Genomic DNA, 13563 nt, shown 5'->3' with positions numbered 1-13563 from the left:
AAAACGCTCTTGATGGGCGTTTTTCATACGGTATTCGCTTTGAATATAATATGCAGGATGCGTTTCACTACCTTGTTCTACAAATATATTCATCACTTAATAAATGCTTTTAATTTCTTTTCATCAATAAAATATAGATTACCATTAGGTCTTGAGCATGCAACATACAATTTATTCAATGTAATAGCTGATAGTTCATGTAACTTGTTCTCATGGTATGCTTTACTAGTATTAGGATTCAAAACAACACATACATCCTTATATCCATCAGTGCCTTTTACAGCTCCCCAATTAGCAGTATTCCCTATGTATCTATCACTCTTCTGATAAAATAGCTTAGCTATTGAGTCGTTGTTAAAAATGCTTGTAATTTCGAGGTCCTTATCTATAAAACGAATATGAACATTATCTGTTCTATACGAGTCAATTGATATTTTCATCTTTTGAGATATAAAGTCACAAACTGTAGGGCTGCATCGATAACTTTTTGAAAGTGCATTTTCATCAATATAAAAACCCACTTTACGTAACTCTCTACAGTAACTTTCATAATTATTATGCAAATTTTTTCTTGTCGATCCATCTCGACTCGTGTCAAAAGTATGTTGATAAAAATCACCAACTAATAGTACTTCTTTTGTTGAATTGACTAGCTTACAAATAAAATTAAAATCGTTTGAAGCAAAATCCTGTACTTCATCAAAGCAGATTAGGTCAAAATATTTATCTATTCTCGCAATAACCTCATCGATTGCACCAGCCTCAATCAAAAGCTTAGCTACTCTATTCGAATAGAGGCGATTATGACCATTCATCCAATGTAAACGACAATCTTTACTACTACGCTGTATATGTTGCGGAAGAGGATTCAGGAATACCAAACCTTTAGTTTTTAACTCGTAACCACAAATAGGTCTAAAACAAAAAGCATATATAAATGAGAAGTACGAGTAAACCTTAATACCATTTGGCATATAGCCAAATTTATTGATAATCCGCTGTTTAAGCTGTTTAGTATTCAAATCTGTATACGTGACAATTAAAGCTCTTATCTTTTCGTCGAGCTTATCTATAATGGTACTAGACTTTCCTGAACCCGCAACGGCTAGAATTACTCGTTTATCCATACTATTGCCCTCTCTATATAGTCAGGCACTTTTAAAAAGACTTGATCAGAATCACATTTTTCAGCAATTCTATAGGCAGCTTCGGCTTTATTATCTAGCATGTAATCTAACGGTAGTTTTTGAATAATGCCATTATTAAATAGATTGTCACAGAAATCCTTATTATCCTCATAAACACATATTTCAAAAGTCGTACGTACTGTATCGTCTGAGTCGTAAAAAATACTGATGTTATCTTCAGGGTACTCGGCATAATTAGCAATACAATTTTTTTGAGCATCTCCATCATTATCACGAATAACAGCAACTCTTATATTCAATATTTTCGCTAAATCTAAATATCTTTTGAAACTCAACCCATCTACTGAAATAATATGGATAGCATCATCTTCAAGATTACGACTTTGATTACGATACAGGGTATCAAATAGCATATACTCTGCATCACCTTCTACTAAAATAACTTTAGTAGACAAAATGAACTCTAAAATATTATTGTCAGGTGCTTTCATAAAAAATTTGGCGGTATCAATTGAAAGGTTTTCAAGTGTAGCAATACTGGTACCTGTACTACTCAATAGAATTGATTTTCTTAAATTCAACCTGCTACTAATTAGGCTATTATGAGTAGCGATGATAATCTGATTTTGTTCAGAATCCGCAATTCTTGATACTAATCGCTTCATATTAGTATGGCTTAAATGATTTTCAGGTTCTTCAAGTAGTAATACGTCTATATTTTTATTGGAACTTTGTGATAAAACGAACTCAGTTTTGATGAAGCATTGCTGACCCTTCCCTCTCTCATCAATTGGAATATTATCTTCGATTAAACCTATATCAGTCTCTAAGTTCGATTTAGAACTTGAGCGTATAGCAAAGTCGTAGTTGCCAACCATACTGCTATTTATACTTGTTAAATGATTTGCTGAAAAGCTTTCTTTATGCTGTCTATACTCATTTTTTAATTGGACACGCTGAACGTCGTTGACAGTCGAATAATAAACTGTCTTTGTGTACTCTCTATTGGCATATTCACTGCTAATTTGTGAATTATCAATCGTTAGTGTTGAAAGAAATCGACTATAACCGGAATAAGACTCACCACTGAAAGTAACAAAATTAACTATATAGAATTCGAATGGAAAGCAAAAAGGGTTTTGTGCTAATAACTGTGTTATCTCTTTAGACAAATCATCATTGGGTTTTATAATTAAGTGAAGCCCTGCTGTATTTATATTATCAGAGTTATGTTTGCCTGTTAATTCAGACTTCGAGTCTTCATTAAGAAAAATTTCAACATGTATTTCAGGTAAATCACTTATAGATTTTTGAGTAAGCTGTATAAAATCAGTACAGGCTTCTTTTGTAAACAAAGACTCAATACCAATTGTCTCAACTCTACTACGACTTCCTTTTGCAACTAAGTCAATTGCTTGGATTATTGAGCTTTTCCCTGATTCATTATCACCAATAATAGTATTGACACCCTCTTTAAAATCCACTTCTAAAGACTTAAATCTCTTAAAATTTTCAAGCTTTAACTTTTTAATATATTGCACCCTCTACACCCTCACAAAAAACTCGTATGAAGAGTATATCAATCTATTAAGCTTTCAACACCTTGAAAAACCTTTTCGCCAACAAGCCTCAAAACTCTTCTCCCTACCACACAGCCATTGAATTCCAATCTCGCATCAGCAACAATAACAGTAGCTTCTACTAACAATCTTCATAATAAGAAGGACAAACAATGAAACTGCGCATCTTAAAATCTGCCGTGACCAACCCTTGGTTTAACCTTGCGACCGAGGATTGGATATTTAATACGCTCGACCCAGACTCGCACACGCTATTTTTATGGCGCAATAGCGAGACCGTGGTCATTGGGCGCTCGCAAAACCCATGGGTAGAATGCAAAATCGATAAGATGGAAGCAGACGCGGTGTACCTTGCGCGGCGTCAGAGTGGCGGTGGCGCGGTGTTTCATGATTTGGGCAATACCAACTTTACCTTTTTATCACCCAAAGACGACTACGACCAAGACGCAAACTTCACCATCATCATCAATGCGCTAAAAAAATTGGGCATAGAGGCAGATTTATCTGGGCGTAACGACATGCAAGTCGGTGATAAGAAAATATCAGGCAGCGCTTTTAAACATGCAGCGGATCGCAGCTTTCATCATGGGACCTTATTGGTCAATGCCAACATGCAAAAGCTCGGTGAGTATCTCAACCCGCATCCACTTAAGTTGAAAGCCAAAGGCATCAAATCGGTACGCGCGCGCGTTGCCAACTTGGTTGAGTTTAATGAGGACATCAATCACGAGACGTTATCTGAGGCGATTATCAAAGCATTTTGTGAATACTATCGCGACAAAGATTATGGCGACACTACGCCAGTAGAAGAATTGGATGAAGCGACGCTCGCAAAAGAGCCGTCATTAAATAAATACTATGAACAAATGGCGGACTGGAATTGGCGCTTTGGTAAGACGCCTGAATTTACCCATCACATTGAGACGCGATTTGATTGGGGCATTATTGATTTGCACCTTGATGTGAAGCACGCAGTGATACGCGATGTGGTTATCTTCTCTGATGCGCTAAACGTTGAATTAATTGACCTATTAAAAGACACATTGATGGGCATTAAATATGACAAACATGAGATTAATGCCAAACTTGCTGAATTAGATAAGGCTCATGCTGAACTGGTAGTACAAATTGATGATGTGTCTAAATGGCTGACTAGTGAGATGGAAGGTTAGATTTTTGCTCATTAATAATACTGTATAAAAAATCTCAAGTTCTTATTGCAGCCAATTACTCAAACGCTTTTGTGCTTTATGCCGACTCAGCTTTCCATATAAACCACGCCTTTAGACAAACTTAAGTTTGATATATTACGCTTTAGCCATCTATAATGTGATGCAAATAATAGATCCGCTATAAAAGTCCAAACTTTAAACGTTTAAGCAAGGTAGCACTATGGCAGCCTATATCACCGTCGGCGCAAAGACCTCTCACGGTGGGACGGTCATCTCCGGCTCACCGCACACCACTCATAACGGTATCCCTGTCGCGCGTAAAGGCGATAAAGTCATCTGTAAAAAATGCAAAAAGGTGACCACCATTCTTAGTGGCGACCCATCCTTTATTGTCGATGGCGCACCCATCGCACGTGGTGGCGATGTCACTAGCTGCGGCGCGAAGCTGATTGCGATTCAGCAGTCATTTGCGGAGTCTGACTTTGATGTTGGCAGTATTGCGCAGGCAGAGCCTTTAGTGTTTCCGAAGTCAGATTTACAAAATAACCTTTTTAAAGAGAAAGATAAGGGAGCGTATTTAACATTAAGCAAAATATATTTAAAAGATAATACCTACGTACCCATGGGTATTCCAAAGTTTAATGATTCCATCGCCAACGGACTTAAACACAGTAAAATTTATATTGAAGTAAAAATTCATAGCGGTACTTTTAAGAATTTAAAATTGAACATATTAGGTACAGGATCTGGAAGTTCAGGAGGCTCTGCACTTCTTGCTGAGAAGATAGGTATTTTTAGTGCAGGAGATATGGTTGCCTTTGAGTGGAATGGCTTTGTTAAAGATAAGTATGATAGCAGTATGCTTGTTCATGGAGAACAGGAGTTTAAGGTAACAGGGCAGTCTAAATCTGGTTTTTCTGCTGATCATTCAAAAAAGGTTAAGTTTGGATATAAACAAGAACAATGGGCAGACATTAAAATTAATAAACAGAATAAACGTATTGATGTAAGTTTACGTATTAATATTGCCGACGCTATAGAATTCAGGGGCATTCCACCCTCTAAAGTAGCGGTAGAGGAAATTAAAGCCAGCCGCCTATTGAATAGAATGCTAGTAAAACCGAACATGACGGATAACGATTTGCTTAAACTTGCATCGGCTGGAGTAAAAAAGTATTGGAGTCGTAACCATAGTACTCATTCCCATATTAAGCCGCACGTTACTATTCAAAAACAAGTTTATCAAGTATATACCGAGGCCATATTATCCAATAAGAGGGCAACAAATCAGACAAAGGTTACCTACAATACAAACGGTAAATTTGGACGATCGAACAACTTCCCTAAATTCCAAGAAGTAGTTTACAACACTGGCTGTTTGAAGAGAAGCGATGGTAGATGGGTCACTCGAAATGCAGACTATAGTAATAATAAGTTTGAAGAAACCTTTGCTCATGAGTTGGGCCATACCTTCGTTTCAGCCTACCGAGGTGATTATCAGTCATTAATTCATGAAGGCAGCTCTACTGTACTACAAGCACCAAATGATACATATCAATACCCTACAAAAGGAGAGTTAGATTTAATGAAATATGCTAGAGGAGAACCAAAAGATTTTTTTGAACGTGTGGTGGCTAATGAAACTGATGTTAAAGGTTTATTATGGGCAAGCCGACTGGAGATTAATTAAGTGAAACTTAATATATTTTCTATGACTACAGTTATGATGTGCGTAGTGCTAACGGCGTGTGAAGCAAAGGTAGCTTACATGACGCCTCAGATCGAAGGGCAGGTAATAGACAGAAGGACTAGCGAACCTGTTAGTAATGTTAAGGTCATATTAACGTCGAAGGATTTCGACGTAACAGACAATGATGGTAAGTTTTTGATACCGCAGATTGAGTATCACTATAGAGTATTTCCTCCTAAGAGTTATGACTATAGTGATTATAGCGGTGCTGCTTTAATATTTATCAAAGATAACTACAAAGATAAATCCTACACGTTAGGTAATTTACCCAGTACAAATACTGCTCAAGACCAAGAATCTTATAACGTAGATATCAAAAGGTATATCAATATGGGTAAAGTTTACTTGACTCCAGCGGATCCAAATATTTTAGAGATGCAAGAAGAGATCATATCAGACACGCTTGATTATTGTCAGCCTAACCAATCCCAAAAAGAAGTAGAGTGTATACCTGTACCAAAAGCCATGACCCATAAACAGGTAAGTCCAAACCAGCCTAGCAAATAAATGTTTATCTAAGAGATTTCAATGCATCAAAGAAAAAATACTACTCTCATTCAGTCTTTACTATTAGCTACTTTATTATCAAATATATTAATCGTTTCCGCTTGTTCAGCTGAATCATCAAACGCACCAGTACTATCAAATCAAAGCACTCCTGCTGAGACCTATGATCTTGGCCTTGCCTACTATGAAGGCAACTCAGTTCCTGAAGATGATAACAAAGCTTTTGAACTATTTGAAAAAGCTGCCAATCAAGGCTATGCCCCTGCTAAACATTATCTAGGTATTATGTATTATGAAGGTTTAGGCGTAGATCAAAATTATCAAAAAGCATTTGAATGGGTTAAGCAAGCTGCTAACCAAGGAGATTCTGATGCTCAATTTGATTTAGGTGTTATGTACCACGAAGGTATTGCTGTTAAGCAAGATGATTTCAAAAAATTTGAATGGTTTCAAAAATCTGCTAACCAAGGAGATTCTGATGCTCAATATCGTATAGGCATCATGTATTATGAAGGTAGTGGTGTTGAGAAAAATTACCAAAAAGCAATGGAGTGGTATGTATTAGCTGCTGACAATGGATCTTTTGATGCTCAAAACAATATTGGCAATCTTTATGAAAACGGCTACGGCGTGCCACAAAGCTATACCGAAGCATTGGAATGGTATACCAAAGCTGCCGCTCAAGATCTGGATTTAGCACAACTTAATATCGGTGGTCTCTACGAAAACGGCTATGGCGTCCCTCAAGACTATGACGAAGCTTTTGAATGGTACAAAAAGGCCGCCGACCAAGGCAATCAAGAAGCCAGTAATCGCATTGGTAGATTGGTCATGAATGGTAAAATTGATGATACTGGCATCACTATCTATAGCACTCAAGAAACGGGGCTTACATTGGGTGATATCGAGAATAGTTTAAACAACTAGAGTGATACGCAACTTGGTTTAATATTTATACATGATTGCTATCTTCTCAGATGCGCTAAACGTTGAATTGATTGATTTGTTAAAAGATACGCTGACGGGTATTAAATACGATCGCAATACTGTCAAAGCGGCACTGGATGGGCTAAAACAAGCGCATACGGAGTTGGCGGCGCAGGTTGATGGTTTTGGGAAGTGGCTGGATTCTGAGATGGAGGGTTGGGGTTTTAATGCCATATATAAATTTAGGGTGGGCTAACGTCAGCATACCCTGCGCTTGCTAATATTTAAGATAAAAATTTCTGTTGTTTTAGTTTACATACAAGTTAAATGAGTTAATAGCTAACATATGCTATAAAAGTATTTCCATTTTAACGATCTACTTGTACTTACAAGGTCATCATATGTTAAACGTTAATGTTAAAATTTTAAATGTGAATGAGTCTAATGATTTCAGAGCTATCAGACTGTCCGCTTTGAAAAATTCTCCCGAAATGTTTGGATCCACCCATATGGCCGAAGCAGACAAGCCCTTAAATTTTTTCGAAGATTGTTTATTAAATTCAACTGTATTTGGTGCCTACCATAAAAGTAAAATTATAGGGTTAGCAACCTTAACACAAGAAAATGGAATAAAGTTTTCTCATAAAGCATCTTTATCAAGTGTATTTATCGAGCCTGAATTTCAACGAAAAGGGGTGGCAAACAGCTTGCTTAGTGCCGTCATCGAACACAGTGAAAAACATGTGGAGCAAATTTTACTTACGGTTGCCGATGATAATAAGCCTGCAATTCAACTTTACAAAAAATTTGGTTTTCAAACTTATGGTGTAGAAACAAAGGCAATGAAAGATAATGGACAATATATTGATGAAGTTTTGATGAAACGATTTATGTTGTAGCAAGTATAGGGTATGTTAGTTATGGCAATCTTTCATAGAAAGGGCAGATTAAACTCAAATCACCGCTGAATACCAAGTTTGATAAATTACGTATTCTCTAACCTATTCTATAAACCCAATAAAAATAAAGGCTCTAACTAAAAAAGCGGCAAGATAATTAATCTCGCCGTTTCTATATTTAACCTAAACTATTCAAACCCTAAATCGCTGCCGCAACCTCTGCTCCATCTCTTATAGCGCGTTTGGCATCCAGCTCAGCGGCCAATTTTGCCCCGCCAATTAGATGATATTGCGCATCTGGCGCATCACCGACGTTTGGCATCAGCTCAACCACTGACTCTTGACCCGCACAGACCACGACGCTATCGACACGTAGCAACTGGCTTTGACCTTGGTTATTGGTGATCCAAATGCCTTCATTGGTGATCTTATCGTACTGAGCGCCTGATACTTGGATGACACCGTGTGATTTGACATGGGCACGATGTACCCAGCCCGAGGTTTTATTGAGACCACTGCCCAAGCGACCTTTGCTACGCTGCATCAAGTACACTTGGCGGATAGGTTTGATGGCTTCAGGCTTAATCAGTCCACCATCAGTTTGATAGTTGGTATCATTTGTCACGCCCCACTCTTCACGCCACTCTTCGATAGATTGCGCTTTTGGACGATAGCTTGGGTCTTTTAGTAATTCAGGGCCTAGCTCATCTAATGGCTGACCATGCTTGGCGGTCAGATATTCACTAACGTCAAAACCGATACCACCAGCACCAATGACAGCAACGGTATCACCGACAGATTTCTCGCCAGAGAGTAATTCAGCATAGCTCATTACTTGTGGCAAATCCGCCCCTTCAAGTTTGCCAGCTAAGCTTCTAGGTACAACGCCTGTAGCGACGATGACGTGATGGAATTTGGCTTTCTCAAGCATGGCTTTATCGACTTTGGTATTGAGTTTAATCTCAACGCCTAAATGCTCAAGCTCATTGATATAGTAGCGAATGGTTTCAAAGAATTCTTCTTTACCAGGGATGACTTTGGCGTAGTTAAACTGTCCACCCAAGATGTCTTTTGCTTCAAACAAGGTTACCTCATGACCACGTAGTGCGGCGACATGAGCGGCTGACATGCCAGCGACACCGCCACCGATGACGGCAACTTTTTTAGGTTTTTTGGTTTTCTTATAAACCAATTCTGTCTCATAACACGCTTGTGGATTGACCAGACAAGTCGAGCGTTTATTTTCAAAGGTATGGTCAAGACATGCTTGGTTACAGGCGATACAGGTATTGATGCGGTCGGCTTGACCATTTTTAGCTTTATTGACCCAATGGGCATCGGCTAAGAATGGACGTGCCATTTGAATCATATCCGCCTGACCACTAGCCACGATTCCTTCTGCCGTTTCTGGCATATTGATACGGTTGGCTGCCATCATTGGGATATTGATATGCTTTTTAATTTCAGCAGTGAAATCAACAAAAGCAGCACGCGGTACGCTGGTGACAATCGTCGGTACACGCGCTTCATGCCAGCCGATACCAGTATTCATGATGGTCACGCCCGCTTCTTCTAGCGCTTTGGCAACGGTAATTACTTCATCCATGACGTTGCCGTCTTTGACCAAATCGATCACTGACAAGCGGAATAAAATAATAAAATCTTCACCAGCAGCTTCGCGTACGGCTTTGACAACATCGACCGCCAGCTTCATACGACCTTGAATATCACCGCCGTATTCGTCGGTACGTTGATTCACATGACGCGATAAAAACTGATTGAGCAAATAGCCTTCTGAACCCATGATCTCAACACCATCATAACCAGCTTGCTTGGCAAGTTTGGCCGAACGGGCATAATCTTTTACCGTTTGTTCAATGTTTTTAATGCTCATCTTACGCGGCTTAAATGGTGAGATTGGTGACTTAATCGGACTGGATGAGACGACAAATGGATGATAGCCGTAACGACCACTGTGCAAGATTTGCATGATGATTTTGCTGTCATATTTATGCGCCGCACGGGTCACACGCTGATGGTTTATTACGTCAGCTTTGGTATTCATGGTGCCACCAGCAGGGAGTAACCACCCTTCGCGATTGGGCGAAATACCGCCCGTAATCATCATCGCCACGCCGCCTTTGGCACGTTCAGCAAAATACGCTGCCAGCTTACCATAGTTATAAAAACGGTCTTCAAGCCCCGTGTGCATTGAGCCCATCACCATGCGGTTTTTAAGCGTCGTAAAGCCCAAGTCTAATGGCTCAAATAAATGCGGATAGTGTTCGTTGGTGCTGGCAGTCTCAATGGCATTGGCAGTACGGCTGGCGGACATATCATTTTCCTTATGAATGGTTTGTGGAAACGCTTGTTAAAGCTGGCTGGGCTTTTTAAAAGTTAAGATTTTTAAAAATTAGGCTCTTTAGAAATAGTTAGGCTATAGGACTTAACATCACTGGTATCGTAACACACCGCTATTATCATCAGCTATGCAGACAAGCGACTGATGAGTGAACACTATGTGCGTTCGGCTGATTGCTCGTGTGGTCCAATATCAGAAAGCGCTAAAAACATACTCGCTTTTCACAGAGCATTGTCTATAATGGACGAACAAATATTTACCGTGAGTCATCTATCGGCGGGTTGCTACAAGGAAGATCAGCAAAAATATTAACGGCTTATCAAACAGTGATAAATAGCGAAGCCAACTTTATAGCAGGTTTGTAGCGTATTCACCGAATTATAAAAGCAAGATAAAGGACTATCTCTATGACAGACTTCCATACCGGTCTTGGCAAAAATACTGCCAACCATCAACCACTTACCCCTATCGACTTTATTATCCGTAGCGCGCAGGTTTATCCTGATAAGACTGCCATTATCTATGACGATTTAACACATAATGATCTGACGCAAACGTGGCAACAAACCTACACGCGTTGTCGGCAATTGGCAGATGGTCTACGTAAATTAGGCATCGATAAAAATGACACAGTTGCAGTCATGATGCCAAACACTCCAGCCATGATCGAATGCGCTTTTGGGGTGCCCATGTCAGGCGGTGTGCTTTGTACACTTAACACCCGGCTCGATATCAACGCCCTGACCTTTTGTCTGCAACACTCAGAAGCCAAAGTGTTGATTCTAGACAGCGAGTTTGCTGAACATGCTGAAATTATCGATGAAACCTTTCCAAATCTAATCGTGATTCATGCGACAGATGTAGCACTCGATATTGAACGTTTTGGGCAAATGAGCTACGAGGCATTAATCGCCAGCTCAGATAGTTTGGATAATTGGGAAAAACCAACAGATGAATGGGATGCTATCGCGCTCAACTACACCTCTGGCACGACGGGTAAACCCAAAGGCGTGGTCTATCATCATCGCGGTGCGACGCTCAATGCCGTCTCCAATATTTTAGATTGGGATATGCCCAAGCACCCTATGTATCTATGGACTCTGCCATTATTTCATTGTAATGGTTGGTGCTTTCCTTGGACGATTGCTGAGCGCGCGGGCATCAACGTCTGCTTGCGCAAGATTGACGCTGATTTGATTTTGCAGCTGATTGCCAAGTATAAAGTCAGTCATTATTGCTCAGCACCGGTGGTGCACAATATGATTGCTGGCGGAAAAGCTGAATATAAAGACGCCATCAATCATGAAGTAAAAGGCTGGGTCGCTGGTGCGCCGCCGTCTGAAACCATGCTCGCCGCCATGGAAGCAATGGGTTTTCATATCTCGCACGTTTACGGTCTTACCGAAGTCTATGGTCCGGTCACCGTCTGCGCTGAGCAGCAAGAATGGGATGAGCTGGATATCGCTGCTCGTGCGCAAAAGAAATCACGTCAGGGCGTAACGTCACATTTAATGACTGGGTTTGAGCTGTTTAAACAAGGTACCACTGAGCCGGTTGCCGCTGATGGCGAAGAAATGGGTGAACTGGCACTGCGCGGCAATATGGTGATGAAAGGTTATCTAAAAAGCCGTAAAGCCACCGAAGAAGCCTTTGCTGATGGTTGGTTCCGCACCGGTGATTTGGGTGTTAAATATCCTGACGGCTATATCAAAATCATGGACAGGCTTAAAGATATCATCATCTCAGGTGGCGAAAACATCTCAAGCATCGAAGTCGAAAACATCTTATATAAAATGCCAGAAATCCAAAGCTGTGCTGTCGTTGCCGCGCCGCATGATAAATGGGGCGAAGTACCGGTGGCATTTATCGAGATTCATGAAGGCAGCACCTTACAGCGTGACACTGTGATGGAGCATTGCAAGCAGCATTTAGCGGGTTTTAAAGTACCCAAATATATTGTCTTTGCTGAAATCCCAAAGACCAGCACTGGTAAAGTTCAGAAATTTGAGCTGCGTCAAGCGGCCAAGTCATTAGCACACGAAACGCCAAAAGTAACAGCAAGCGCTAAGTAAGCTTTTATCATTAACGCTTAATGAAACATCATTGATGAACATTGATAAAAAAGGGTCAACCTAACTGAATTAGGCTGACCCTTTTATTGAACTAAAAAAACCAAGCCAATATTAATTAAGCTTTGGCTCTAGCCATTGATATACCAACATCCCCACTATCATTGCTGGGATAAAGACATAGGCCTGCCATTGTCCTGTGCCGAGCAGCACGATACCGGGTCCTGGACAAATACCGACCAAACCCCAGCCGATACCGAACAGCATCGCGCCAATCAGCAGTTTTTTATTAATGGTGGTTTTGGTTGGCATCTCAATTAATGACCCAATCCAGCTGGTCTGTTGACGCTTAGCCAATTGTACACCGACTATCGCCACCATTAGACCGCCGCCCATCACCAGTGCTAAAGAAATATCCCATGCACCAAAGACGTCCAAAAAGCCCTGTACCTTAACAGGATCGGTCATGCCTGATATCAGCAGTCCAAAGCCAAATAATAACCCTGCCAGTAATCCAATTATATTTTTTAGCATTATTTTTTCTCGCATCTAATGTGTTAATCCAAGCTGTTATAACCATCCGATATAAACAATATTCATCGCTATCTTCGCAACGTACTGTCTATGTGATTTTTAAATCAAACCCAAGACATGACGACCAAGATAAACGGTCACAATACCAAAAAACATAAAGGTCACCGTCGCCGCCATCGAACGTGGTGATAGTCGTGCATTACCGCAGATACCATGTCCACTGGTGCAACCTGAACCCAAACGTGTCCCAAAACCAACCAGTAATCCTGCCCCAATGAGCAGTGGCAAAGAGCTACTAATCTCTATATCGGGCAGTGGTCTGACCAAGCGATATAATAATGGTGAAATAACGAGACCAAGTATAAATAATACCTGCCACATCTCGACGCGCTTGGGTTTAAGAAGACTTGAGAAAATACCACTAATACCCGCGATACGACCAATGCCCAATAGCAAGATAACCGTCGCAACGCCTAGCATCAGCCCGCCTACCAAGGAAATTGGCGTAAAGGCCTGCCAATCTATTTGTATACTCATAATATTTACCTAAGCCAATTTTTATCAAAACAGTTTTGAATTTCGTTTTATATAAATACATTATATTATAAAATATAA

Annotated in this window: 12 protein-coding genes; 7 read left to right on the top strand and 5 right to left on the bottom strand. The window is 40.1% G+C overall.

Going from position 1 to position 13563, the window contains the following annotated elements:
- Positions 1-92: 92 nt before the first annotated feature.
- Positions 93-1127 carry a hypothetical protein gene (locus tag JMX93_RS07355; protein WP_499204344.1) on the bottom strand — a complete coding sequence of 345 codons (1035 nt, stop codon included), beginning with the start codon at positions 1125-1127 and terminating at the stop codon, positions 93-95.
- A complete protein-coding gene (locus JMX93_RS07350) occupies positions 1112-2689 on the bottom strand; it encodes an ATP-dependent nuclease (protein ID WP_499204343.1) in 1578 nt (525 codons plus the stop codon). Before JMX93_RS07350 ends, JMX93_RS07355 begins: the two co-directional genes overlap by 16 nt.
- A gap of 191 nt (positions 2690-2880) precedes the next feature.
- Here JMX93_RS07350 and lplA point away from each other — a divergent pair, with 191 nt between their 5' ends.
- From lplA to JMX93_RS07320, 6 genes are all read left to right on the top strand, one after another.
- Positions 2881-3900, top strand: a complete 1020-nt coding sequence (gene lplA / locus JMX93_RS07345; RefSeq protein ID WP_499204342.1) for a lipoate--protein ligase — start codon at positions 2881-2883, stop codon at positions 3898-3900.
- Between the two features lie 220 nt (positions 3901-4120).
- Positions 4121-5590 carry a PAAR domain-containing protein gene (locus JMX93_RS07340; protein ID WP_499204341.1) on the top strand — a complete coding sequence of 490 codons (1470 nt, stop codon included), beginning with the start codon at positions 4121-4123 and terminating at the stop codon, positions 5588-5590.
- Between the two features lie 78 nt (positions 5591-5668).
- Entirely contained in the window at positions 5669-6157 is a 489-nt protein-coding gene (locus JMX93_RS07335; protein ID WP_193012427.1) for a peptidase associated/transthyretin-like domain-containing protein, read from the top strand.
- 21 nt (positions 6158-6178) lie between these two features.
- Complete coding sequence (locus JMX93_RS07330; protein ID WP_499204340.1) at positions 6179-7084, top strand: tetratricopeptide repeat protein; 906 nt, start codon at positions 6179-6181, stop codon at positions 7082-7084.
- A gap of 31 nt (positions 7085-7115) precedes the next feature.
- Entirely contained in the window at positions 7116-7340 is a 225-nt protein-coding gene (locus JMX93_RS07325) for a lipoate protein ligase C-terminal domain-containing protein (protein WP_193012666.1), read from the top strand.
- A gap of 145 nt (positions 7341-7485) precedes the next feature.
- Positions 7486-7983, top strand: a complete 498-nt coding sequence (locus tag JMX93_RS07320; RefSeq protein WP_193012665.1) for a GNAT family N-acetyltransferase — start codon at positions 7486-7488, stop codon at positions 7981-7983.
- A gap of 199 nt (positions 7984-8182) precedes the next feature.
- On the opposite strand, the gene JMX93_RS07315 is transcribed toward JMX93_RS07320, so the two are convergent.
- A complete protein-coding gene (locus JMX93_RS07315; protein WP_499204339.1) occupies positions 8183-10318 on the bottom strand; it encodes a 2,4-dienoyl-CoA reductase FMN-binding domain-containing protein in 2136 nt (711 codons plus the stop codon).
- A 434-nt stretch (positions 10319-10752) separates the two neighbouring features.
- On the opposite strand from JMX93_RS07315, the gene JMX93_RS07310 reads away from it, so the two are divergent.
- Complete coding sequence (locus JMX93_RS07310; RefSeq protein ID WP_193012663.1) at positions 10753-12417, top strand: AMP-binding protein; 1665 nt, start codon at positions 10753-10755, stop codon at positions 12415-12417.
- A 111-nt stretch (positions 12418-12528) separates the two neighbouring features.
- Here JMX93_RS07310 and JMX93_RS07305 read toward each other — a convergent pair whose 3' ends face one another.
- Both JMX93_RS07305 and JMX93_RS07300 read right to left on the bottom strand, forming a co-directional pair.
- Positions 12529-12948 carry a DUF6691 family protein gene (locus JMX93_RS07305; protein ID WP_193012662.1) on the bottom strand — a complete coding sequence of 140 codons (420 nt, stop codon included), beginning with the start codon at positions 12946-12948 and terminating at the stop codon, positions 12529-12531.
- Between the two features lie 99 nt (positions 12949-13047).
- Complete coding sequence (locus JMX93_RS07300) at positions 13048-13485, bottom strand: YeeE/YedE family protein (protein WP_443511364.1); 438 nt, start codon at positions 13483-13485, stop codon at positions 13048-13050.
- Positions 13486-13563 lie beyond the last annotated feature (78 nt).

The sequence above is a fragment of the Psychrobacter muriicola 2pS genome, assembly GCF_904846535.1.
GTDB classification, from domain to species: domain Bacteria; phylum Pseudomonadota; class Gammaproteobacteria; order Pseudomonadales; family Moraxellaceae; genus Psychrobacter; species Psychrobacter aquimaris.
Note: the sequence above shows the minus strand (reverse complement) of the source record. Positions and strands in the feature narration are given on the sequence as shown.